The 25,373-nt window shown below is 42.8% G+C and carries 20 protein-coding genes; 6 read left to right on the top strand and 14 right to left on the bottom strand.

Annotated elements, in window-relative coordinates:
• Nucleotides 1–210: 210 nt before the first annotated feature.
• Entirely contained in the window at nucleotides 211–492 is a 282-nt protein-coding gene (locus QMG11_RS02205) for a DUF1540 domain-containing protein (RefSeq protein ID WP_281833120.1), read from the bottom strand.
• Between the two features lie 286 nt (nucleotides 493–778).
• Between QMG11_RS02205 and QMG11_RS02200 the strand changes: the two genes are divergently transcribed.
• Nucleotides 779–2,929, top strand: coding sequence for a TIM-barrel domain-containing protein (locus QMG11_RS02200; RefSeq protein WP_281833111.1), 2,151 nt, complete (start codon nucleotides 779–781; stop codon nucleotides 2,927–2,929).
• Nucleotides 2,930–3,579: 650 nt separating this feature from the next.
• Nucleotides 3,580–3,768, top strand: coding sequence for a hypothetical protein (locus QMG11_RS02195; protein ID WP_281833109.1), 189 nt, complete (start codon nucleotides 3,580–3,582; stop codon nucleotides 3,766–3,768).
• Nucleotides 3,769–3,964: 196 nt separating this feature from the next.
• On the opposite strand, the gene QMG11_RS02190 is transcribed toward QMG11_RS02195, so the two are convergent.
• The 8 genes from QMG11_RS02190 to QMG11_RS02155 all read right to left on the bottom strand — a co-directional run bounded on the left by QMG11_RS02190 (nucleotide 3,965) and on the right by QMG11_RS02155 (nucleotide 14,801).
• Nucleotides 3,965–4,594, bottom strand: coding sequence for a hypothetical protein (locus QMG11_RS02190; RefSeq protein WP_281833100.1), 630 nt, complete (start codon nucleotides 4,592–4,594; stop codon nucleotides 3,965–3,967).
• A 17-nt stretch (nucleotides 4,595–4,611) separates the two neighbouring features.
• Nucleotides 4,612–5,121 (bottom strand): anaerobic ribonucleoside-triphosphate reductase activating protein, encoded by a 510-nt coding sequence (gene nrdG / locus QMG11_RS02185; protein WP_373877211.1) that lies wholly within the window; start codon nucleotides 5,119–5,121, stop codon nucleotides 4,612–4,614.
• A gap of 33 nt (nucleotides 5,122–5,154) precedes the next feature.
• A complete protein-coding gene (locus QMG11_RS02180; protein WP_281833094.1) occupies nucleotides 5,155–6,084 on the bottom strand; it encodes an AEC family transporter in 930 nt (309 codons plus the stop codon).
• Between the two features lie 211 nt (nucleotides 6,085–6,295).
• Nucleotides 6,296–7,024 carry a DUF1186 domain-containing protein gene (locus tag QMG11_RS02175; protein WP_281833091.1) on the bottom strand — a complete coding sequence of 243 codons (729 nt, stop codon included), beginning with the start codon at nucleotides 7,022–7,024 and terminating at the stop codon, nucleotides 6,296–6,298.
• A 421-nt stretch (nucleotides 7,025–7,445) separates the two neighbouring features.
• A complete protein-coding gene (locus tag QMG11_RS02170; RefSeq protein ID WP_281833088.1) occupies nucleotides 7,446–8,138 on the bottom strand; it encodes a hypothetical protein in 693 nt (230 codons plus the stop codon).
• A gap of 409 nt (nucleotides 8,139–8,547) precedes the next feature.
• On the bottom strand, nucleotides 8,548–10,899 hold the full coding sequence (locus tag QMG11_RS02165; protein ID WP_281833084.1) for an anaerobic ribonucleoside triphosphate reductase: 2,352 nt from the start codon (nucleotides 10,897–10,899) through the stop codon (nucleotides 8,548–8,550).
• A gap of 1,055 nt (nucleotides 10,900–11,954) precedes the next feature.
• A complete protein-coding gene (locus QMG11_RS02160) occupies nucleotides 11,955–13,232 on the bottom strand; it encodes a toxin-antitoxin system YwqK family antitoxin (RefSeq protein WP_281833082.1) in 1,278 nt (425 codons plus the stop codon).
• Between the two features lie 759 nt (nucleotides 13,233–13,991).
• Entirely contained in the window at nucleotides 13,992–14,801 is an 810-nt protein-coding gene (locus QMG11_RS02155) for a formate/nitrite transporter family protein (protein ID WP_281833079.1), read from the bottom strand.
• A 306-nt stretch (nucleotides 14,802–15,107) separates the two neighbouring features.
• On the opposite strand from QMG11_RS02155, the gene QMG11_RS02150 reads away from it, so the two are divergent.
• Complete coding sequence (locus tag QMG11_RS02150) at nucleotides 15,108–16,535, top strand: leucyl aminopeptidase (protein WP_281833077.1); 1,428 nt, start codon at nucleotides 15,108–15,110, stop codon at nucleotides 16,533–16,535.
• 229 nt (nucleotides 16,536–16,764) lie between these two features.
• On the opposite strand, the gene QMG11_RS02145 is transcribed toward QMG11_RS02150, so the two are convergent.
• The gene (locus QMG11_RS02145) at nucleotides 16,765–17,322 is read right to left on the bottom strand and encodes a sugar O-acetyltransferase (RefSeq protein ID WP_281833075.1); all 558 of its coding nucleotides are present in this window, start codon (nucleotides 17,320–17,322) and stop codon (nucleotides 16,765–16,767) included.
• 213 nt (nucleotides 17,323–17,535) lie between these two features.
• A complete protein-coding gene (rd, locus tag QMG11_RS02140; RefSeq protein ID WP_281833073.1) occupies nucleotides 17,536–17,694 on the bottom strand; it encodes a rubredoxin in 159 nt (52 codons plus the stop codon).
• A 186-nt stretch (nucleotides 17,695–17,880) separates the two neighbouring features.
• Between rd and QMG11_RS02135 the strand changes: the two genes are divergently transcribed.
• Nucleotides 17,881–18,645 carry an HNH endonuclease gene (locus tag QMG11_RS02135; RefSeq protein ID WP_281833071.1) on the top strand — a complete coding sequence of 255 codons (765 nt, stop codon included), beginning with the start codon at nucleotides 17,881–17,883 and terminating at the stop codon, nucleotides 18,643–18,645.
• Nucleotides 18,646–18,668: 23 nt separating this feature from the next.
• On the opposite strand, the gene QMG11_RS02130 is transcribed toward QMG11_RS02135, so the two are convergent.
• From QMG11_RS02130 to QMG11_RS02120, 3 genes are all read right to left on the bottom strand, one after another.
• A complete protein-coding gene (locus QMG11_RS02130; RefSeq protein ID WP_281833069.1) occupies nucleotides 18,669–19,961 on the bottom strand; it encodes an APC family permease in 1,293 nt (430 codons plus the stop codon).
• A gap of 122 nt (nucleotides 19,962–20,083) precedes the next feature.
• Entirely contained in the window at nucleotides 20,084–20,782 is a 699-nt protein-coding gene (locus QMG11_RS02125) for a gamma-glutamyl-gamma-aminobutyrate hydrolase family protein (protein ID WP_281833067.1), read from the bottom strand.
• Nucleotides 20,782–22,116, bottom strand: coding sequence for an APC family permease (locus QMG11_RS02120; protein ID WP_281833065.1), 1,335 nt, complete (start codon nucleotides 22,114–22,116; stop codon nucleotides 20,782–20,784). Before QMG11_RS02120 ends, QMG11_RS02125 begins: the two co-directional genes overlap by 1 nt.
• A 221-nt stretch (nucleotides 22,117–22,337) precedes the next feature.
• Between QMG11_RS02120 and QMG11_RS02115 the strand changes: the two genes are divergently transcribed.
• A complete protein-coding gene (locus QMG11_RS02115; protein ID WP_281833063.1) occupies nucleotides 22,338–24,686 on the top strand; it encodes a response regulator in 2,349 nt (782 codons plus the stop codon).
• The gene (locus QMG11_RS02110; protein WP_281833061.1) at nucleotides 24,683–25,348 is read left to right on the top strand and encodes a response regulator transcription factor; all 666 of its coding nucleotides are present in this window, start codon (nucleotides 24,683–24,685) and stop codon (nucleotides 25,346–25,348) included. Before QMG11_RS02115 ends, QMG11_RS02110 begins: the two co-directional genes overlap by 4 nt.
• The last annotated feature ends 25 nt before the right edge of the window (nucleotides 25,349–25,373 follow it).

Genomic DNA, 25,373 nt, shown 5'->3' with positions numbered 1-25,373 from the left:
ATTAATCATCTAAAAATTATAAGAAGTTTATCTTCTCTGAATCTATAGATCTATTTTAACCTATTTTTGAGGCAGAAGTGTGAACTTCTGAAAAAAACTTATAATCATCTATTTATTAGAATGTCATCCCCTATAAATTATAATTTCCCACTTATAAAAAGGTTCTCCCGCCTGAGCAGGAGAACCTTTAAGGGGAAGGGATATAAAAAATTATTTTTTAGTGAAGTTCATACAGTCTACGTGGCTTCCAACAAGATGCATGTGTATCCCGTCACAGGTACACTCAAAGGAGTTGTTGTTGGCACAGTTTTTAACCTTACATGAGCCAACTCCTCCAGTTACACTATCAAATCCGCCCCTGTCATTACTCCGCATAAAGGTATCACACACGGGCAGATCATCACCAATATTAATAGCAAAGGTATGGCATTGCTTATCTCTGTTATAGATACAGCCTACAGCATCACAGTCAATAATCTTGGAAATATCCATATTCTCCTCCTTTTCCCTCCCTGACTATTAATATACTCCTATTAAAAAATTTTCCTTGGCGGAAAAAGAATTTTGACATCTGGAGGAGTTGGAAGTATTCTTAATAGTGGAATTGCAAACGTTTGTCTTTTTAAAGGGAACCTATCAGGGAAGGCGGTATCTCTCAAAAAGTAAACTTCAATTATTCCTTATAAGGGATGATAAGTTTACAGCGGGGGATCGTTTTAGGGGGAGGACAGGTAGTTTGCAGGTTTAAAGGTAGAGCAAGATAAGAGGGGGAAGCAGGATGGCAGTATATAAAATAAGTGATGATATAAGTTTATACAGGTATGGGAAACCCTATGACACTGAAGCAGTGGTAGTGAGGGAGCTGGAGAAGGCAGGGGATGAACCACTAAAATATCTTCAGGAGATAGAGGGAAAGGGAGTTAACCTTACCTACACAATGGACAGGGATGATATCATCTTTGGACTGGGTGAGAATATGGGGGGAATAAACAAGAGGGGAAGGGAGTATATAAGTTTTTGTACAGATGACTATGAGCATACCGAGGGAAAGAGAAGTCTCTACGGGGCCCATACCTTTTTTATTGTAGACGGAAGGGATACCTTTGGGGTATTCATAGACTACCCGGGAAAATTTAAAATAGATGCGGGATTTACCCACAGGGATATCCTGGAGATAGAGATCCCCACTGGAGATGTAGATATCTATATTATAGAGGGTGAGGACAAGAATCAGATAGTCAAGAACTTCAGGGAGCTTGTGGGAAGGTCCTATATCCCTCCCAAGTGGGGGTTTGGATACCAGCAGTGTAGATGGTCCTACCTCAATGCAGGGGAGGTGGAGCAGGTGGTAGACGCCATGAGGGAAAGGGGAATCCCCTGCGACACCGTCTACCTGGATATAGACTATATGGTGGATTTCAAGGACTTCACCGTGGATGAAAAGAAGTTTCCCAAGTTTCCTCAGTTTGTGGAGAGGATGAGGGAGAGGGGAATAAGGTTGATTCCCATTATAGATGCAGGGGTCAAGATAGAGGCTGGATACGACGTCTATGATGAGGGTGAGGAGAAGGGATACTTCTGCACCACAAATGAGGGAGATACCTTTGTGGGGGCTGTATGGCCAGGGCGTTGCGCTTTCCCGGACTTTCTCAATCCAGATACAAGAAGGTGGTGGGGAAACCTCTACACCAGGCTTACAGATGTGGGGATAGAGGGGTTCTGGAACGATATGAATGAGCCGGCCCTCTTCTACACCCCGGACCATCTGGAGGAGGTAATAGAAGAGGTTAAGTCCTCCCAGGGGGAGAATCTGGATATCTACTCCTTCTTTAAGTTTAAGGACAGGGTTGTGGAACTCTCCAACAGAGAGGAGGACTACAAGAAGTTCTGGCACAGGGACAAAGATGGGAGGAGGATAAACCACCATGAGGTGCACAACCTCTATGGTTACAATATGACTAGGGCTGCCAGCGAAGGATTTGCCAGAAACAGATCGGAGGAGAGAACTCTCCTCTTCAGCAGGGCATCCAGTATAGGGGCCCACAGGTATGGGGGGATATGGACGGGGGACAATAAATCCTGGTGGTCCCACATCCTTCTGAATATCCAGCAGATGCCGGGCTTAAGTATGTGCGGCTTCCTTTACTCAGGGGGAGACACCGGTGGATTTGGAGATCATGCCGATGCAGAGCTTGTGACCAGGTGGACCCAGTTCAGCATCTTTACTCCCTTGCTGAGAAACCACGCTGGGGGAACGAGACCCCAGGAGCCCTACTCCTTTGACGACGACTCAGCTGAGTATATGAAGGGAGCTATCGAGCTGAGATATGCTATGATTCCCTACCTCTACTCGGAGTTTATGAAGGCTGTGAGGGAGGACAGGGGGTATATGATGCCCCTTGCTTTTGAGTACGACGACAGCAGATCCAGGGGTGTGGAGGATCAGCTCCTCTGCGGAGAATCTCTCATGCTGACCCCTGTATATACCCAGAATGCAAGGGGAAGATATATCTACCTCCCAGAGGATATGCTCTGCTGGAGGGGAAGGGACCCAAGAAACAGGGAGATCCACAGGCTGAAGAAGGGGGAGCACTACCTGAATATTGCCATAGATGAGGTTCCCTTCTTCATAAGAAGGGACCGTATGATGGTTATGGGGAAACCTCTGAATTATGTGGAGGAAGAGGTCATCAGGGAGCTCAACGTAGTGGTTAACCTGGAGAGCAAGGCTGTGTACGACTTCTACGACGATGACGGGAAAACAACCAATGAGGCCGATTACTCCCTCATGAGGTTTACTGTGAGGCGTAAGGGGGAGGAGGTAACCGCCAAGGTGGAGCAGGTAGCGGGAGAAACCCAGGTGGTAGTTGTTAACTTTGAGATCTATGCCGGGGAAGACCAGGTAGTTAAGAGGAAGGTATATCTATAAAAAGGAAGCCCTGAGGGCTTCTTTTTTATTATGGAAAGAATAGTTTTTTTAGATAGTTTAGCTCTCTTTAAGATAGCGAGGTACTTTCTTACCATGATGCAAGAAAAGCTCCAAAGAACTTCGCTACTTTTGTCTTGATACAAAAGTAGCCCAAAAATCAAGTCTTGCGGCAATTGTCTTTATAAGCAGTACAGGGATTCCATTGCTCTCATGGACTCTCTACAGAGCCTAAAGAAGTTAAACGCAATGAAGCAGGTTATTGATGTGAAGCCAGACGACAGCCTGCAGACAGCTAACAGCGATAAAGAATATTTTTTAATAATATTGCGCTAATTCAGGTAATAAGTAAGATCCCCCTCTTTATATGGATATGGCTTTGAACCTATTTATCTGTCTAGACCGTTACGCAGATTAAGTTCCGCAGCGATAAACTCATATATTTTCCAGGAAGAGCGAGGACTGTAGCTTACAAAGGTCGTAAAATTAATATTAAACTTAGGAGAGCTTATAAGGAGGGGCACATTTTCTTTGGTTCGTTTCTTTTGGGTGACAAAAGAAATGAACATAATCTTTAGAGAATTCTTAACGGAAGTTAAGCTTTGGTTAATCCTAGAAAGGTAACTTTATTTGTTATCTCGAAGGGAGGAATTATGAAGAAGTTTTTAATAGTACTGGGAATTACCCTGTTTATAGGCAGGAATTTTGCAGTAGATTTCAGTATGGAACCGAGGGAGGGAGAGCAGGTAGGATACATGGTTACCGAAAACAGCGGAGATAACACAGAGGGTCGCGACGGGATGGATATGAAGGACACTGAGGACACCATGCCCCCTACATGAAGGGTTTAGCAGGAGGAGGGCGGTGCCCTGCCAGTTGGTTAAAGGTCAGTGGATGGAATAACGGTTGCAGCGGGGCCGTTATTTTATTTTGCAATAGGAAATAATGTGACCTTACATCTAAATAATCAGTTGAGAACATTACTTTCTAATAGTAAAAAAAGCCCTGAAAAGGGCTTTTTTACATTAGTTTTAAAGGTTACTTCAGGCAGAACTCCTTGAAGTGAGGTAACGATTCACACCACTCACAGAAGTTACCCCAGTCCTCCTTTAACTTGTGGTGCTTTCTCTGAAGGTAGATAGTCTTCAGCTGAAGGTAATTGCTTGTTACCCTCATAGTCTGCTCAAATCCAAGAGGACAGTTTGAGATTACCTTCATAAAGGCCTCATACTTGGAGTAGGTAGCTCCCTCTACCTCTACCTCGGTCATACCAGGCTCAAAGGTATTGAAGATATCCACCCACTTCTGCAGGTTCTCGATTACCACATCGTCCACATACTTGTTGCAGCAATCCTTGATCTCCATCTTTGTCAGTCTGTGCATCTTAGAGTTTGAAGATACGATATCGTGGAATGAGTATCTCTGGAACTGTGGAGTCCAGTAGTTTGGATATCTCACATCAAACTGTACTATGATCCCCTTAAGGAAGTTGTCGTGTCCAGTACCTGTAGGAACACTACCAAGCTTAACAGCTCTCTTTATATCCCTCTCAGTAAGCTGAAGCTCCTCCTCCGTCCACTCACCTATCTCATCTGCTCTCATAGGGTATCCCCCTGCAAGAACGCTCTCCTCTAAACCATATACTCTTGAATTAAATACCTTTAACATCTCTTGTATCCTCCTAATTAGTCGTAGTTTCTCTCTATTGTCCTCTTCTCTCTGAGAGAGCTCTGAACATCTATTATCCTCTGATTTGAGCTTCCCCTGTAGAATAGCTCCGGGTTGGCATTGGCCTTCTCAAACTTTCCGTCTACCAGGGTATCTATGTAGTCCAGACACGCCCTTGTAGTCTCCCCTGCCTTGAGAACCTCAAAGAGGTAGCCTGTATAAGCCCAGACATCTATATCCACCTGGGATTTCAGCCTCTTCAGGAACTCCAGAAGCTCTTTTGGCTCAAAGAAGGGATCTCCCCCTGAAAGGGTAACCCCGTCTAGAAGGGGGTTGTTTTTTATCTGGGAGATTATCCTCTCCATATATTCATCTGTAACCTCATCCCCGATATCGCCCTTCCATGTTTCAGGGTTGTGACACTCCTGGCAGTAGTGGCTGCATCCCGAGAAGTAGATGGAGTATCTGAACCCCGGACCGTCGGAGATGGTTTCCTTAAATATCTTTATTATCTTCAAAATCGTCACCTGTTTTCCTTTATTCCATTGTAGATCTAGCTGTTAACTGTAAAGAGTAATGAGTCCTCCCAGGGTAGCCACCGAGAATATAGTCCCCACCACTGTGGCATTGGAGGACTCCATATTATAGAGCCCGTACTTCATTGAAAACATAGGGGCTATAGTTGCTGTGGGGAGAGCCCCCAGTATAACTATCTCCCTTGCAAGGATCCCCTGTATCCCCATGGCCATGGTTATAAAAAACATCACAAGGGGGGAGAGGATACTCTTGATAAACACCATGAGGACCACCTCTCTGGAGATAACTATCCTGTACCCCGACATGGTAACACCCATGGCAAAGAGGGAGAGTCCCGGGGCGGGGTCCCCAATGAGGGCCATAGAGGAGTAGATCCCCTGGGGCATCCTTACTCCGCTAAAGGATACCGCGATCCCCACTAATGGAGCCAGCAGTACCGGATTTAAAAATGTCTCCACAACCTTCTTCCCCGTGGCCATGAGCTTACTTCCCTCTCCCTTATCCTCATCCTCTAAAAATATAAGGGTGAGGGGAACCAGAAGGAGACTTCCCACTAGGGTGGAGATTATCACAGGTATAAGGGATTCCTCACCATAGAGCCCCATGAGTATTGGTAAGCCTATGAAAGCAAAGTTTGGAAAGGAGGAGGTCAGGGATGCCAGCCCTCCGATCTTCTTATTGTGCTTGAGGATAAACCTGTAGAATAAAAAGGTTATGATATATATAACCATAAGTCCCACTGTGAAACTCACAAGGATCTCCCTGTTCATAAGGACCTGGGGTTCCACCTGGGCTGTAAACTTAAAGAGCAGCGCAGGTAGACTGAAGGTCATTATAAAACTTGTGAGGGATCTGCAGTGGGCAAGGGGGATAATTCCCCTTCTCCCGGCAGCCCATCCCAGAAGTATCACTGAAAATACCGGCATAAGTGTGTTGAAAATAGTTGTTAACATGTGTGCTCCTTAGAATTTAGACTTAACCCAGTTTTACAGCCCCTATAAATTCCTTTAAACCATTAGCTTTCTATATATTTGACCTCTATGCCCCCGAAATAAAATATCATCTCTATCTTTTTTTCTACCACCAACTTTTGATAGGAAGGAGTAAGATAGAATTACGCGTTTTTTTAATTTTTAGTTTAATAACCTTTATTTTTAAAAAGCGTTAGAAAAAATCCATATCCTCCATTTCCCATGCATATTCCAATCTTTCACTTTCATAGGATGAGATAAGAGCATAGACTTCTTCTAAAGTTTTATACCCCTTAAAGGTTTCCTTACTGTCCCTGTAAGCCGTTACCTCATCTATGCTGAGGTCCATAGGATCGATCTTAGAGCTCTTAAATTTCCTCATGGCTAAGTCATCCAATTCTTCTATTCCATATAGAAAGATTCCTCTCATAAGGTGGTGCTTCATGGAATTTGAATCAAGTAAAGGTTTTAAATCTTCTAATGTTTTCATTCTAGCTTCTGAGTCGGTTTGGATGACTGCTAAAATACCCTCTAACACATAGCTAAGTCCCCACTTATGTACAGATTCATCCTTTAAAAGAGCTATAAGTACCTCTAAATTATTTTTACCCATTTTGTAAAAGACAAAGTTGAGACATTCACTGTTAATTTCATCAAAAAAGTAGTTATAATAATCTATATCAATCTTAACGAGTTCTATAAGGTGTTTTAAGCTTCTTTTAGAATTTAAAGTAGCAAGCATGACGGCTACGTGCGGGATATGCTGGAAATCTTTATCTTCATTGGGATTATCAAAGACTGTTTCAATGCATCTTTTCAATTCTTGATATAAGTTTTCTTCTGCATCAGCCCTTGTAATGATTGAGTTAATAACCTTTAAATTATCTCCTTTGAAATCTTTTAATATATCAAAGGTTTTCATCCAATAATTCTCCATATTATACCTTCTTTTTAACCCTCACCCCTCTGATTCCCCTCTCCCTGAATAAGGAGAGGGGAAAGCTAGGTATTTAAGCTATGTTTCTCCTTAATAGGGAGAAAATATAAGAAGGATGAGGGAGTTTTTTAACTTTAATGGTTACTTCTGTCTTGATACAGAAGTAACCAAGAAATCAAGACCTTTCAAATGTCTTCTAAGTAGAATTGTTCCTATACGACCTTTGTAAGCTATAGTCCTCGGTTCCCTGCTGAACTTAATCTGTTCAACGGTCTAGTGTAATTATCCAGCTAAAGTCATGTCGACTTGAAAGGTCGGGTATTTTTAGAACCTGAAAACATTAAAACTTACAGATATCGTTTTTAAAATAGATCCAAAGTACCAGTTTCTTTAATAGGCTCTGAAGTTACTCACTATAACTTATCTCTAGAGAATCTTCTAATTGAGATGTCTCCATTAAAAGTGCGATATCTGATAAGTCTCCAATTTCAAGTACAAATTCATTATTACTTCCTCTATATTGTTGATCAGGTACTAAGGCTATTCTATATTCATTTTGGTGTTCATATTTCTTGAACTTTTTAAAAATACCAACCTCACCATGGTAACTATCTTTATCTACATATTCAATGACTTTTGCTTGAAAGTCATTACTTTTATTTTTAGCACTATAGTTAAGTTTTTCAACAAATTTCTGAGGATCATTAAATATAACACAATGAGTGTAGTTTTCATCATCTTTGATTTCTTGTGGTAGGTGAAATATTAAATTATCTTTACATATTTTTTCCAAAGAAATTTTATATAAGCAAAATAGATTAATATTTGAGATATCTAAGTTAATTTTCAAATTAATCAAACCATTTTCTTTGCTAAGAGTTCTTTCTGGGATTTTTATAAGTTTTCCATCTTTTTCAAATTCTACAGGACCTATAGTAATTTTAGTATGGTCAGGCTGTAATATTTTTTGAACCCCTTCCTCCTGATCCCCTATATTATTACAATCTTCATAAGCCTTAAAAAACTCCATTGAGTTCATGTAGACTGTTCCCTTCATTAATGATTCCATATGCTCTTTTTTTCCAAATTTAATTAACATATTTTCTCCCCTTTTCAGATGAGATAAAGATACAGCAAGTTAATATAATCAAAACTACAACCAAAAATTTTCAAATTAAAGAGGGAATATGAAATTCCCTCTAGGTTATTACTTTTATTTATACTGAAGCTTTTGAGTTGCCGTCCTCTTCCAAGTTGATCCTCCTTGTACAGGAAATATCTACCTCAGCCGTTATACAAGTTAAGTTCCACAGCGATAGACCCATATATTGAACCTATGAGCGAGGACTGTAGCTTATAAAGGCTGGATAGTAAAACTTCTGCCCGGGAAACATTTTGGAAGAGGCACCCTTTCTTGGTTCCTTCTTTGGGTGAGCAAAGAAGGAATAAAAAGAATTATCTATTTAAAAGAAAAGTTCTTTTGATGAAGTTAGGGTAAAAACCGGTCTTTACAGACCGTGTTTTATCCTATCTTCTTCTTCTCTTTGTTTATATGAATTCCAGTTATCCAGATCCCCTGTAAGGTATCCAGTGATTCTTCTTGTCTTAGAGATGCTTGTGCTTCCGCATGCAGGACAATCGGTCTTGATGATTCCCTTGTATCCGCACTCTCTACACCTGTCTACCGGGTGGTTGATAGATCCGTATCCGATACCAGCCAGGTGCATCTCTCTAACAAGCTTCATGATAGCTATTACGTTCTTCTTAGCTTCACCGTCAAGCTCGATATAAGTGATGTGTCCCCCTCTAGTAAGGTTGTGGAATGGAGCCTCTCTTCTGATCTTTTCCACAGCAGAGATATCCTCCTTTACATCCACGTGGAATGAGTTGATGTAGTAGTCTCTGTCGTTTACTCCAGGGATCTCTCCGAATACCTGTCTGTCGATCTTTGTAAATCTTCCAGATAGTCCCTCTGCTGGTGTAGCCAGAGCTGAGAAGTTTAACTGGTGCTTGTCTCTTAGCTCCTCTGCAGTTGTCTTCATGATCTCCACAGCTTTATATAGTGTGTCGTATGCCTTCTCGTTCCTACCGTGTCCCTCACCGTATAGAGCCATCATAGCGTTGTGTCCGCCGATGAATCCTATTCCAAGGGTACCGCTAGCAAGAGCTGTTCCAACTTCCTCGTTAAGACCAAGGTTCTCTCCTCCAGCCCAGATACCGTTAGACATCATGAACGGGAACTGTCTAGCAAGAGCTGTTCTCTGGAATGAGAATCTGTCTGCAAGCTGCTTACCTACAAATAGAGACATCTCTCTTACCTTCCCGAAGAACTTCTCAGCTGCAAGGCCTGCAATAGCCTCGTCTGTAGCCTCTCCCAACTCAGCTGTAGCCTCTAACCTTGCCTTGATAGCAAGTCTTGGCATGTTTATAGATGTAAATGAGATATTTCCTCTACCTACAGATGACTTCTCTCCCAGAACATTTTCAAATACTCTGGTTCTGCATCCCATTGTAGCGATCTCATACTTATATCTGTCTGGATCGTTGATATCCCACTTCTCATTTACGTTAAATGGAGCATCTAGGAATACGAAGTTAGGGAACAGTCTCTTAGATGAAACCTCACAAGATCTGATGAATAGATCGAAGTTTGGAGTTTCAAACTCAAGCTCTCCCTTGACAGCCTTCTCCCAGTTAGAGCAAGCCAGTTTAAAGTCAGCCTCAGAGTAAGTGATTCCCTCCTTAACCTTAAGGATCTGGATCGGGAAGATCGGAGTTTCAGAATCTCCCAGTCCCTCCTCAGTTGCCTTAAGCAGCTCAAAGGCTACCATTCTTCCCTCTGGAGAGGAGTCTGTACCGTAGTTTATAGATGAGAATACAACCTGGTTTCCTCCTCTAGAGTGCATAGTGTTAAGGTTGTGGATAAACCCTTCCATAGCCTGGTGAGTCTCATTTCTAGTGTCGTTGTATGCGATCTTAGCCAGTCTCTCAACTGTAGACAGTGGAAGCTTCAGCTCCTCTGCAAGGTGTCTCTTGATCTCGTCGGATACCTCGATAGTAGTAACAAGTTTATTAACTATCTCCTTAACCTCTCTGTTCTTCTCCTCGATGTAGTCCACCTCAAGGAATGTAAGAGCTCTGTATCTGAAGTGTCTTCTGAATGACTTCAGTACCCCAGGAGCCATGAAGAAGTCGAAGGCTGGGATAGCCTGTCCACCGTGCTGCTCATTCTGGTTTGTCTGGAATACGATTGTAGCCAGTACAGCGTAGGTAGAGATAGACTTAGGCTCTCTGATGTTTCCGTGCTTAGACTTGAATCCGTCTGTAAACAGCTTCTTAAGGTCATACTGAACACAAGTAGATGTCTTAGTAGGATAGTAGTCAAGGTCGTGGATGTGGATATCTCCGCTTAGGTGCGCCCTTGAGTACTCTGAGTTCAGCAGGTACTTGTGTGTATAGTCCTTGGTAGTCTCGCTGGCAAATGTCATCATCTGACCACTTGGAGTGTCTCCAGACATATTTGCATTCTCATTGTTGATGTTGTTCTTCTCAACAGTTACGATACCGTCGAAGGCCTTCTTTATGTGAGTTCTTCTGTGTCTCTCTACATTTCTCATATCTCTGTATAGGATGTATTTTTTGGCAACATCTGGATACTGGTGCATAAGCTCATTTTCCACGATATCCTGGATAGCCTCCACCTCTAGATCATTGCTCTGATTCATAACTATATCTGCCACCTGAGTACAGAATTCCATAGGAATATTTATCCCTGCAGCCAGTGCAGCTTTGTTTATTGCATTAATGATTTTCTCTCCGTTAAATGAAACCTTCGTTCCATCTCTCTTGATTACGAACATGAAAAACCCCCTACATTTAGTTTTTATCTACCAAGTATGATACCACATATAGTGTTCTGTGTCCATAAATTCCATTTGATCTTATCTATATATTATTTATATTTTCAAGGGGAAATTTGGTTTTTTAAGGCTTAGATGAGCTGGGGAAGGGGGCAAAAAAAAAGAAAAAAAGGAAAAATAGAGGGGGTGTCAAATAATAGTCAAATCCTATGAAAACTGGACTCTCAGGAAGGTTCTCCTTTAAAGGCTTGTGGTTTCTTTTTAGGGAGAATTTATGGGAGTAGAGATAAATGGTAACTTTTAGGGTTTTAATCCATCTTTTAAATATAGTTATTTTTTGAAGTTCATTTCTTGGGACTGCAATAATATTTAAGTTAAGATTATTTGCATTTATAGTAAAAACTATTCGTACCTTTTGTCTTGACACAAAAGGTACCTAAAAAGTCAAGACTTCCGGTAATTGTCTTTCTGAGTAGAGCAAAGTTTTCGTTTCTTTTATAGACTCTGGATAGAACCTAGCTTGCTCGACGAAACGAAGCATGCATATTTGGTGGTGCCCGACGACTACCTGCAGTCGGCCTTTTAATTCTTACAGTTGGGATATATAGATTAATTATAGATCTATGCAGGCAATTTATTATTAGAGCCTCTTGAGCAGGCAACAGAGCTTTCTACTTATAAGAGCTTAAAATAACGTAGCTGTCTGAAGGCTGTCGTCTGGCTTCACAACAGCGGTCTACTTCATTGCGTTTAACTACTTCAGGCTCTGTAGAGAGCCCAGGAGAGCAATGGAAGATCTGTATTACTTGTAAAGACAATTGCCGGAAGACTTGATTTTTTGGATACTTTTGTATCAAGGCAAAAGTATCGAAGTTCTTTGGAGAAGTTCTTAATCAAGACAAGAAATGAACATCAAGATCTAAATAGAGGAAGGTTAGCTTCTTTTTTTATTTAAACTATGAAGATTTATAATCTATGTAGCCTAAATATAGGCTAGGCATTTTAAAAAAAGATACATTTAATAAAAAAGGAGGGGAAACCCCTCCATAATTTTATTAAAAGTATCTTTCTTTTTTGCCATCCTTATTATAGACCGTCCACTCCTGGAGCTGGCCATCCTTGTATTTACGCTTCTCCCTTAGCTTTCCGTTTTCATAGTAGGATGTAAAGGTTCCGTCGATCCTTCCCTCTACAAACCTTCCCTTGTTCTTCACTGAGCCGTCCCTGTAGTAGGAGGTAAGGCTTCCATGGAGGACTCCCCTGTGGAAGGTCTTTCTCTCCTCTACCTTTCCGTTGTCGTAGTAGTAGATGGATTCCCCGTGGAGGTCGCCCCTCTGCCAATTCTCCCTTGCCTCAACCCTTCCATTCCTGTAGTAGATGAGGGATCTTCCGTGGGCCACTCCCTCTGTCCAGTTGGATTCGCTGGAGATCTGACCGTTTTCATAGTAGAACTTCGCTACGCCCTCCTCCTGGCCGTCCATCCATCCCAGCTCCGATTCTAAGGTGCCGTCCTCATAGTAGCTCACAAACCTTCCGTGGGGGTTTCCCTTGTTGTACCTCCCCCTCTCGAGGATCTGACCGCTGGGGTAGTAGAAGGTGAACTCCCCGTGGGGTTCATTTTCAACAAAGAACTCCCTGGATCTCAGCTGACCGTTTTCATAGTAGAAGAGGAACTCCCCCTCCCTGTTGTTATCTGTAAATTGTCCCCTTCCCTCTATCTGTCCATTTTCATAGTAGGCTACCCAGTCCCCCTGAAGTTTACCCCTGGAGTAGGTTTCAGTTGACTGGATCTGACCATTTTCAAAGAAGTAGATCCACCTTCCCTCCTCCATATCCTGGGAGTAGTTCTTGTGGATAGAGGGGCTGCCGCTCTCATAGTACTCTGTGAAGACTCCCTCCTTCTTACCCCTGTTGTAGTTACCTATGAGCTCCACCTGACCATTTTCATAGTAGCTCACAGCCTCCCCCTGGAGGACTCCCTCCTGGTTTATGGCAGTGGACTTAACTTTTCCGCTCTCATAGTAGATGGTAAACTTGCCGTGGAGCTTTCCCTTCTTGTGGGTGGTCTTTATGCTCAGGTTGCCGCTAGGGGAGTAGAAGAGAAACTTTCCGTCAACTATTCCGTCCCTGTACTGGATGATATCCCTGATACCTCCGTCCTTATAGGAGGACACCACAAGCCCTGAGTAGGGTTTGTTTTCTCCAATTATATAGACCAAGCCCTTCTCTACCCTGGTGTTGCTCTGGGCTTCGCTCCTCTCATCGGTGTGGACCCCCTTAAGGGGAGAGAATATAATAAAAATCATTATAAAAATGGATATTACTCTCTTCATCTTAAAAGCCTCCTTAAAAACTCTCTATATAAAAGGTTTACCGTGTGAAGAAGTGAATACCTCCTTGTTCGTTCTCAAGGGGGTATTAAAGTTTGTTTCTTGGTGGTTTTAGTAATTAGTTGTCTATTTATGCCTGCAATGAAGAAGAGGTTTTGCACCTTTCTCTTGAAAAAAGGGTGCCCAAAGTTCAAGACTTTCGGTAATAGTCTTTCTGAGCAGAGCAGGTTTTCCGTTTCTTCTACGGACTCTGGATAGGACCTAATAAGTCCGACGAAACGAAGTCATATAATTCTGTGGTGCTCGACGACTACCTGCAGTCGACTATAAAAAATCTCATAATCTATAAAAAGCTAGATAAGGAATTGCTTTTACTAAGACTTTGAAAGTAATCCACATAGTTTTGTACTGATATGAAGTTGAATTAGAATGGCTGTCTGCAGGCAGTCGTCTGGCTTCACAACAGCAGCCTACTTCATTGTGTTTAACTACTTTAGGCTCTGTAGAGAGCCCAGGAGGGCAATGGAATATCTGTATTACCTTTAAAGGCAATTGCCGGAAGACTTGATTTTCGTGGAAATCAACGAGGCACCAAGTGACGACTATGATTTGCCGCAACGCAGTGTTTCTTTGCGTTGTGCGGTTACTTTTGTATCAAGACAAAAGTATCGAAGTTCTTTGGAGATTTTCTTACATCATGGCAAGAAAGTACCATAACCAATAAAAAAAGGATGACCATAGGTCATCCTTAAATATCTTTAATTATCCCTTGTTAGTTACAGCCTGTGCTGCTGTATCCTTTTTTAGGTAAAGAGTGTAGTAGATTCCTGGAATGAATAATCCACCAGCAAGAGCGTTACCAATTGTTACTGGAATGAAGTTACCCATAAATGCTTCAGCGATTGTGAAAGCAGAAGGATCTAGAACCCATCCCATAGAGATAACGAACATGTTTGCAACAACGTGCTGGTATCCAGAGAATGCGAACATCATAATTGGGAACCAAGCTGCCATGATCTTACCACCAGCATCTGTAGCTGAGAATGAGATCCATACACCTAGTGCAACTACAACGTTACATAGGAATCCGCTGAATAGAGCAGATGTAAATGTCATGTGAGCCTTGTGTGTAGCAAGGTGAACAGTAGCATCGATCATAGCTTCACTCTTGAAGATACCTGCCATAGAAACAACAAATACAAGGAATAGTGATCCTGCAAAGTTACCTAACCATACAAATACCCAGTTTCTCATAACGTCTGAAAGCTTAGCGTCTCCAGTCATCCAAGCAAGTGTAGCCAGGTTGTTTCCAGTAAATAGTGATGCTCCAGCAAGAAGTACAAGTATTACCGCAGTAGGGAAGATAGCCGATCCGATAAACTTACCTACAACTGGGTTGATAGCAGGTCCTGCGAAAGAAGTAGCAGTGATGTATGCCACATAAGCAAGTCCTACAAACATTCCCGCCATAAATCCAAGGGTAAATACTTTAGAAGGTTTTGTATTTGCCTTCTTTACACCCATCTTAACTACAGCTTCAGCACATTCCACTGTATTCATAAAAGTTTTCATCTTAAAAAAGTCCTCCTGTATAAAATTTATAAAATTAACTAAAATTAAGAACTACTAAACAGTATCTGAAATCCTCGGTAATTCACTTTTAATGAGAATTTAAGATAGCCGATTAATTATATAAAAAATTATTGAGAATGTCAAGGATTTTACAGAATTGTCCAGTTGTGGGAATTTTTAATAGTAAACAAAGGGAAATTAACCTAAAAGAGCCCTTATTACTTGCTCTTTAAGTAAAAACGTTGTATAAAGTATATTAGTGAAATTGTAATGATTACAGATAATACGATATAGAGGGTGGTATGGATGAATTTCAATGTAATAAAGCACATGAATAAGAGTTACGATAAAAATTTAATGCTCTACTTTGAGGGAGAGATAGAGCCGTGCAGATGTATCTCAGAGGAGAACATGATCCTTGTAAATGAGGTGCTTAAAAAAAATGAGTTTACAGGTAAGGAGGGGGAGAAGGCAGAGGTAAGCATCCTTCAGGGAGGTAAACTTCTAAACCTTATCTACCTGGGAGCGGGAAGGAAGGAGGAGTTTAACCCGGAGGTTCTGAGAAGGGTTGTCTTCAAGGCTCTTAAGGGAGAGAAGGGGGATATCCTTATCTCAGCAGATGACTCTGAGCTTCTTCTCACAGATGCCCTTGCAGAGGTGGCGTGCTACCTGAACTACGACTTTGATAAGTATAAGGAGAAGAAGGAAGAGAAGGTTATCAACCTGGATCTCTTCAAACCAGAGGGTGAGGAGACTGGAGATGAGGGAGTTGTCCTAGGGGAAGCTGTGTGTATCACCAGAGACCTTATAAATGAGCCTGCCAATGTTATCTATCCTGAGTCACTGGCTGAGATCACAAGGGAACTCGGGGAAAGATACGGGTTCCTAGTAGATGTAAAGGACGAAGAGGAGATAGAAGCCCTTGGAATGGTTTCCTACCTTTCAGTGGCAAGAGCAGCTGAAAAGAGACCTAAGCTCATCCTAATGAGATATATGGGGGACCCTTCAAATCCAGAGGAGATAAGCGGACTTATCGGAAAGGGACTTACCTATGACACTGGAGGTCTTTCTCTGAAGCCTACAGACGGTATGGTGGGAATGAAGAGTGACATGGGGGGAGCAGCTACTGTAATAGGAGCTATGACTGCTGTGGCCAGAATGAAGGTAAGAAAGAACATCGTAGCTGTGGTGGCAGCCTGCGAAAACTCCATAGGGGGAAATGCCTACAGACCTGGGGATGTAATAGGAAGTATGAATGGTAAGAGTATAGAGGTGACAAATACAGATGCCGAGGGAAGACTTACCCTAATAGATGCCATTACCTATGCCATCAGAAATGAAAAGGTATCCGAGGTAATAGATGTTGCTACCCTTACAGGAGGGGTAATTGTAGCCCTTGGATTTGATGCTACAGGTACATTTACCAACACAGATGAGATGTATGAAAAGATTGAAGGAGCTTCAGGTGATTACGGAGAGCTGGTATGGAGGATGCCTCTCTTCGATAAATATAAAGAGATACTGAAGTCCGATATAGCTGACCTGGTAAACTCAGGGGGAAGATGGGCAAGTGCTGCAAGTGCTGCCAAGTTCTTAGAGGAGTTTGTAGAAGGAAAGCCTTGGATGCACCTGGATATAGCGGGAACATCCTTTGCAAAGAAGGCAGAGGACTACTATCCTAAGGGGGGAACTGGTAGAGTGGTGAGAGCTATCTACGGTTACTTCAAGGGGTAGTGTGGTCAAAATAGTCCATATATGATATACTAGAAGAGTAATAAATTATACGGGGGTTTCATATGGGTTACGGCTACATGTTTCACCTGCTAATACTAATGACAATACTTACAATCTTTAAGGTAACAGGTGGATTAATAAGTTAAAAAAGTTAAAGCTCAATCTTCAGATGAAGGTTGAGCTTTTTTCTTTTCTTACATTCCTTTTTAATTTTTCATTCTCTTGCTTCCTACTGGTCTTCCCACCTCTTAATTATACGGGCAGGGTTTCCTCCCACCACTACATTGGCAGGTATATCCTTGGTCACTACACTTCCTGCTCCTATAACCACATTGTCCCCCACAGAGACCCCTGGCAGGATTATGGCTCCTCCCCCTATCCATACATCATTTCCTATCCTTATCTCCCTGGCAAACTCCATACCGCTTCTTCTTGTAACCGGATCCAGAGGGTGTGCTGCTGTGTAGATCTGTACATTTGGAGCACAGAGGACATTGTCTCCAATAATTACCCTAGCACAGTCCAGGATAGTGAGGTTGTGGTTGGCATAGAACCCCTTTCCCAGGGTTATATTGTAACCGTAGTCGCACCAGAAGTTTGGCTCAATATGAGCGTCGGTCTTCCTTCTAAATAGTTCCTTCAGAACCTCTTTTCTCCTCGCCTCATCCTCAAAGGCCATAAGGTTATATTCACGACAAAGTTTCTTAGCTTTTTTTCTGTCTCCTGCAAGCTCCTCATCCCATGGCTGATAGTCCATCTGAGCTATCATTTTTTCCCTTTCCGTCATAGTTCCTCCTCTTTCCGAAAACGTTTTCGCAGATTTCATTTAGAGGATTATACTTAAAAAAAATCCAGATGTCAATGGAGTTTATCTCGATAAAGGGAGGGTGATCCTCTACCCCTTCTAGTCTTATGAAATGAAATTTTATAGTGGCAATCATCTATAATTTTATGCTTTCCTCAATAATAAAAAAGCAGCCCCAGTGGACTGCTTTCAAAATTACATCTCAGTGAAGTGCTCCTTACCTACAGCACATGGAGGGCATACCCAGTCATCGTTAATATCTTCAAAGGCTGTTCCTGGTGCTACTCCGTTTTCTACATCTCCTACTGCTGGATCGTAAACATATCCGCAGATATCGCATACATACATCTTCATATATCCTCCTACTCTTCATTTTTGTAATGGTTTTAAACTTGTATTGTACTCAGAGTATATTACCTTATCTTAAATTTGTCAATACTTTATATGGAGAATTTTATTAAATAAATATTTATTTAATGAAGGGGGGAGGAAGGTTAATATTTTAAAGGGAGTATAGTAATAGTGAGGGGAGGGATTGCTTTGGAGAATATAATATTATTTTGGTTTATAATTTTCGGACTCATATATATATTTACAAAAGAGGAGAGGGAGGAGCCTGAAGAAAGAGCAGATTCCCAGGATGAACCTACCCTGGAGATCCCCCACAGGAGGGATGAGATAGCCAGCCTTTTAAAGGACGGCCTGGGGGAGGAGGAGAAGAGGACTGAGCTTAAGAGGTTCAGACACAGGTGCTTCAACTGTGAAAGTGAGAAGGATCTGGAGTTTGATCACCACCTGCCACTGTCCAAGGGGTATGCCCTTAGGTCGAGGGAGACGGGATCCAATACAGTGGTTCTCTGCAGAAGGTGCAACAGGGAGAAGGGGAATAAGCTTCCCTATGAGTATTACTCCAGGGATAAGCTGCGAAAGCTTGAGGAGATGGGGATAAGGAGCCACCTCTACTACTCCTCAGCAAGGATAGTGGAGATAGAAAAACTCCTCATAGGAAGGAAGATAGAGAGACTGCAAAGATCCATAGAGAGGGGAGAGAGGATAAGGTTCTCCTACTACGATCAGAGTAAGATAATGTTTCTTATGGAGGAGATAGAGGATGTGCCCCTTAAGGTTTACAGCAGGCGAAGGATAGAGAAGTATAGCTCGGGATGGGAGTGGTATTTAGAAGGAGAGAACGAAAGGCTCTACAATATTGCCTGGATCTACAGGCTTGAGAGGGGCCAGGAGAGAAAGAAATCCTACAACAAGGTAGAGCACCTTAAGATTAAGAAGGGGGGCAATCCGGGATAGATATAATAAAAAAATCCCTGAAACTATAAATTAGTTTCAGGGATTTTGTCTTGGATGGTTGTTTTTTTATCGTAGCTGTAGAAATACCTTCCGATAAGAAAGAATGCTAAAAACACACTGACTATATAGGCTACATAGCTGTAGAAGAGGATCCCCATGGTGATGAGGGCCGTCACCGGAATGAGGTAGCCTCCAGGAAGGCTTAGAGACCCCTTGATTCCACGTTTCCTGAAAATAATCACAGCTATACAGGTAAGGAGATACTGGGAGATCCTTGAAATCACAGAAAATGATGCCAGGGTATTGAAGTTCCCAATAAGAACTATGAGGAGGGAAAGCCCCCCAGTGAGGATAATTGCTGCCCCTGGAGTACCATACTTATTTTTCCTGGAGAGAAACTCCGGCATGGTATTTTTCTCTGAGAGGGCCACTATGGACCTAGGACTTGTAAAGGAGGAGGCAATGTTGATACCTATTACAGACATTATTATCCCAGAGGAGAAGAAGCTTCCTCCCAGGGGCCCAAGCAGGAGGTAGGCTGCATGAAATATAGGATAGGAATCTGGATCGATATTTCCCCTAAGAACTCCCAAGATAACTAAGATAAGTATAGTATAGAGTATTGTTATGGCTGCCATTACACAGATGATCCCCTTGGGAAGGTTTTTAAGGGGGGTTCTCATATCCCTGGCTGCTACTGCAATGGACTCAAATCCTGTAAATGCATAGAAGAGGATGAGGATGGGATCCTGAATTCCCCTGACAAACCCGTCAGACTCTACTCCTGTAAAGACAAGGTCGGTTCTTCCTATATACTTAATCCCTATAAAGACAAATAGGAGGATGGGAACCATCTTTCCCAGGGTAACGATGTTGTTGAGACTTTTGGTCAGCTCCACCCCTAAAAAGTTAACATAGGAGAGGACGAGGATTAGGGCTCCAGCAAGGATTTTCTGAATATAGGGGATGTGACCGATATCCAAAAAGGATACCAGGAGGTTGGCAAAGGCAACGGCCATAGTGGCCCAGGCCAGAAGGGAGATAACCCACTTCATAAACCCCACCTGAAATCCCATGAACTCTCCCATGGCTTCCCTTACATAGATGTAGGGACCTCCATACCCCTCAAAGATTCCCGAGGCCTCTGCAAAGCAAAGAGAGATAGCCAGAACAGTGGCAACAACGATGAGAGGGGAAAGAAATCCCCCTTCATTTAAGGCTATATAAAAGGTTCCAGGAAGGAGGAAGATTCCCGATCCGAGAATGGTATTTATTCCAAGTAATACAATACTCCAAAATCCCAGCTTATTTGTCATCTTCTTCCCTCCCTTCCTAGTTTATTTCAATAATATCTAGATAGTATATCATCTGTATCTGTAATTTGAAAGAGGGCCTCCACTGAAGCCCTCCCCCTTAAAACTTTTATTTCACTCTGAAACTACTTAAGCAGGAACCTGAAGATATTTTCCATCTCATTGTTCCCCTCAGCAAACATCATCTCAGGGTGCCACTGTATTCCAAGGATCCTTCTGTCATCTACAGACTCATATGCCTCGATGATCCCGTCCGACGGAGATGTAGCTGAAACTGCAAGGCCTTCTCCCAGCTTGTTGATAGCCTGATGGTGCACAGAGTTTACCTTCTGCTTTTCTCCGATAAGGGTGCAGAGAGTGGAGTCCTTCTCTATCTCAACAAGGTGAACAGCTTCGTGGTGGCTGGATTTCTGCACATGCTGAATCCTAGTCTCTCCATAGTATTTAAGGTCCTGATGAAGGGATCCCCCAAGGTATACATTCATTATCTGCATCCCCCTGCATATTCCCAGGATAGGGATATCTTTCTCCAGAGCAGCCTCGATGAGCAGGTAATCAAAGGTGTCTCTCTCTACAAAGGGAGCCTCTGTCTCTGCTGCGAACTCCTCTCCATAGAGGAAGGGATTTACATCTACCCCTCCAGTCATTATGAGGGCATCTATCCTATCCACATATGTTTTAGCCACCTCTTTATTGGTAGTGATAGGAAGGATCAGAGGAGCTCCCCCTACCTTTTCTATACACCTGGCGTAGTGATCGAAGACATAGTCTCTGTTAAAACCATCTAGAAACTTTCTGTTTCCAGAGATACCGATTACTTTCATTAATTAGCACCTCCCAGTGCAACCTTTTCATCCATCTTCTGCATCCTCTCCTTGGAGAACCTGTAGAATGGCGCAACTACAACCAGTCCACCTAGACCATAAACTATCTTATGAGGAGTAGCTATACCAGCCTTAATCAGTAGGATAATACTTACAACAAGGGCGATAATAGGTACAGTAGAACCAAATGGAATTGTAAATCCGTCATACTTTATTCCATTTTCCCGATCTCTCTTTCTGAAGATCAGTACTGCAGCACATGTAGGGATATACTGGATAAATCTTACGATTACTCCTATAGATGCAAGGGCAGCAAAACTTCCACTCATTGCCAGGATTATTGTTCCAAACATAGAAGCAAGAACAGCGTTGTAGTGAACTCCCTTACTGTTTGTCTTCAGGAAGAACTCAGGAACAAGACCAGTCTCAGCAAGGGCTACCCCAGACTTAGTAGAGGTATAGGAACCAGCCATATTTATTCCTATTATTGAGATTAAGATTCCAGTCATGATAAATGATTTTCCACCTTTCCCCAGAAGGACACCAGCAGCTTCTGCAACAGGAGCCTTACTTACAGCAAGAGATGGCCCAAGAACCTTCATACAGATAAGAAGGATAGCAATATAAACAGCAGATACAATTAACATTACCACTACAATGGCCTTTGGAAGGTTTTTCTGAGGATCCACCATATCTCCTGCTGCGATACCAATAGCTTCAAAACCTGTAAAGGCGAAGAAGAAGAGGATCGCTGCTTCTACCAGGGTATTTCCATTGGGTGAAGCAATTGCAGCTCCTTCAGCTAGAGTAGCTGTATCAACCTTACCAAAGAGGAAGATTCCAGCAAAGATAAATAAAAATAGCGGCAGAAGTTTTCCAAGAGTTACTATATTATTAACTATCTTAGAGGATCTAACTCCCATTAAGTTAACGACACTCCAGAAGAGAATACTGAAGATTGCAATGGCCATTCTTCCAGTGGGTGTGTCAAACATCGGGAAAACCAGAGCAAGCCTGTTACCTAAAAATACTGCAAAGGTAGCCCAACCTATAATTCCCATAAGCCACTTCATAAGACCTACCTCATATCCAAAGAATGTTCCAAAGGCTTCCTTGGCATAGATATATGGACCTCCATTTACCTTAAAACGACCAGCAGCCTCTGCAAAACAAAGAGCAATGGAAATAACCAGTAAAGCGTCAAAAATAATTACCCCAACACTTGCTTCCCCAATCATAGCATAAGCTTTATTGGGTAATCCAAAGATACCAGTACCAATGATACAGTTGATACCTAAAAGCACAATACTCCAAAAACCTAACTTCTCTTTCATAAATTGCCTCCCTAAATATTATATGTAATGAGTTATCGGGTGCCCTAGGGTGTAGTTCAGACTCCCATAGAGACACTGAATACCATAACCGCCAAAAGCTCCTCCATTACGAATTGTTTAAGAACCCTAAGTTCGAAATAAGTATATTACCCCCTTGTTAACATACTGTTAATTTTGATTTTATTTTTTAAAAAAGCTATAATGCTTCTGAGGGGGAGAAGATGAAGAGAATAATTATGTTTCTATATATAGTGGTATGCATAGGAGTATTGGGGGCAGAGTCTCCAATGGATATAGCAGAGGAAGGGTGGGAGGATCTCCACCCTATAGAGGCTTTCTTTGAAAGGGTGGTTCACCTTCAGCCTGCAGTGGAGAGGATATATCTTTTGGGTTTTACAGGGAAGGAGAGAGCTGCCCTGAGGAAGGATTTTTCCAGAATAGAGTTTTCAGAATTTTCCATGGAGGAGAACGCCGGAGAGGGGGGAGAGAGCAGAGCCCTTGTTGTTAAGGGAGGGAGGAATACCAGGGAATTGAATGATCTGGACTATCCCGTTTACGGTTACAGGCATACCCCTAAGGATGAATTTACCATGGTACTCTACCCTGAGGAGAGGTCAAGTGGTGGAGAGAGGCTTTTCTTTAACTATCCCAAGGCAAAGAAGTACAGGTTGAACTATTTTCTTCTGGAGGGAGGGTACTCCTTCTACAATATGGATGGTCACTTCTTTGTAATAGATAAGAGAAACCTCAATAAGATAATAATCTCCTTTCACCTGACCATAATAGTTTCCTTTATTATGTTCTACCTGATAATAAGCAGAAGAAAGCTTGTGAGGGAGCTTGTGGAGACAAGGGAGAGGGCAGAGGAGGCCAGCCTGGAGAAGGGGCGATTCTTAGCCAATATGTCCCATGAGATAAGGACACCCCTCAGCGGAATAATAGGTACAGTGGAGATCCTTAAGGACCTTCCCATGGAGAGAAAGATCTGGGAGAGAATAGAGGTTATAGGGGGAGCTTCCCACCACCTGCTGGAGATAATAAATGATATCCTGGACTTTTCCAAGATAGAAGCCAATAGGGTAGAGATCCACAGGAAGGAGTTTTCCCTGAGGGAAATCCTCACAGAGGTGCTACAGATATTTGAGAGTCTGGTTAACAGGAAGGGGTTGAAGCTAACCTGCAGGTGCTCAAGAGATCTACCTCATATAGTTGTGGGAGACAGGCTGGCTCTGAGAAAGGTCCTTATAAACCTGGTGGGGAATGCAGTTAAGTTCACTTCAGAGGGGGAGGTTGTAATTGATGTTGAGCTAGATGAGGGAGGAGAGATCCTCTTTAGGGTAAGGGACACTGGAATAGGTATTCCAGAGGAGATCCTTGGCAGGATAACCGAGGATTTTATCCAGGGACAGCAGGGTAACTCCAGGGAGTATGAGGGTACCGGACTTGGCCTTGCAATAACATCTAAGTTCCTCCACCTAATGGGATCAAAGCTTGAGGTCGAGAGTACCCATGGTCTTGGGAGCACCTTCTCCTTTAAGCTACAACTTCCAGAGGGAGAGGAAAAGGTGCACCTGAGCAGCAGAGGCTTTATCCTCTATACGACCTGTAAAGAGATAAGGGATATCTTCAAGGGCTTTGGGGATGACTATATCCTTCCCTATATAATCGTTTCCGACGAAGAGGAGTTTATGGAGCTCATAGAGGATGAGGAGGTAGCCCGAGATTACCCACATACCTTTATAGGGGAGGAGAGCTACTCCCCTGAAAGACATACTATGGAGTGTACAGTGGTGTGCATCTCCCCTGTGGAGATGGAGGGAGTTCCGATTATCTGCCTGAATCCCCTCTTTAACTGGAAGATCTATAGGAGCATGGAGAAGGTAGGAAGGAAGCAGGAGGAGAGTAGTGGAAGGGGCATCAAGGCACTTATTGTAGATGACAGCAGGCTAAACCTGAATGTCCTGAGGGAACTGCTAGAGGGAATGGGGGTATCTGTTATTTCAGCTGAAAGAGGAGCCCAGGCTCTGGAACTCCTCACAGATGAGGTTGATATTGTATTTACAGATATACAGATGCCCGAGATGGACGGGTATGAGTTGGCCAGGAGGATAAAGGATATAGATAGAAAGCTCCCGGTGGTGGCCATAACTGCCAATGCATTCATAGAGGACAGGGTGGAAGCCCTCAAGGGACCTCTGGATGCCTATGTGACAAAGCCCTTTCAGAGGGATGACCTCATAGAGGCTGTGGAAAACCTTGTACCCCAGATAAAGGTCGAGAGACTTGTGGACAAGATGGAAGATGAGGGGATAATAGCCGACTGCCTCAAGGAGATCCCAGAGGGGCTTATAGGGCTTAGAGAGGCCATAGAGGTTAGAGCACCTGAGAAGATAAGATACTACGCCCACAAGCTCAAGGGAGAGTTTTCCTACCTCAGGGAGGACAAGGTAAGGATTCTTCTGGAGGAGATAGAAGGGAACCCAGAAAGCTTTGAGAAAAATATCCGGTATTTAGATGTTATAGAGGTTAGATGGGAGAGTTTAAAGGAGAGAATTGGAGAGGGATTATGAAGATACTTGTAGTAGAGGATAGTTTGGTAACGAGAAATCACCTGGAGAAAAGTTTACAGAGGGAGGGCTTTGATGTGTGTACAGCTTCATCTGGGGAAGCTGCTCTCCAGACCATAGTGAATCAGGGGCCCCAGGTGATCCTGCTGGACCTCTACCTTCCAGGAATAGATGGCCTGGAGGTGTGTGAAAGGATAAGGGAGCACCCCAAGGTATACGGGACCCCCCATATAATAATGCTCACTGGAAAGACGGAGCAGGAGGATATAGTGGAGGGCTTTGTGAGGGGGGCAGATGACTATGTAAAAAAGCCCTTCAATATAGAGGAGGTAATCCTCAGGATAAGAGCTGTAGAGCGTAAGAGTGCTGTTAAGGCGGAGATGCTCAAGATAGGGGAGATAGCCATAAACCTCTCAGCCAACAGTGTGAGGGAGGGGGAAGCGGAGATAAAACTCTCTAAAACCGAGTACAACCTCCTCGTTTTTCTCGCTGAGAACAGGGGGGTAGCCCTTTCCAGGATGAAGATCTATGAGATGGTGTGGAGGGATGAGTTTATCCAGGGGAATAGGATAATAGACGTATATATAAGAAAGCTCAAGAATAAGATATCCACCTTTGAGGATCACATAGAGTCCCTTCAGGGAAGGGGATATATCCTCAGATAGAGAAAAGAAAAAAATTATGATCCAT

This window comes from Propionigenium maris DSM 9537, from assembly GCF_027925155.1.
Lineage (GTDB): Bacteria > Fusobacteriota > Fusobacteriia > Fusobacteriales > Fusobacteriaceae > Propionigenium > Propionigenium maris.
The sequence above is the reverse complement of the archived record's forward strand: the minus strand, read 5'-3'. Positions and strand labels throughout refer to the sequence as shown.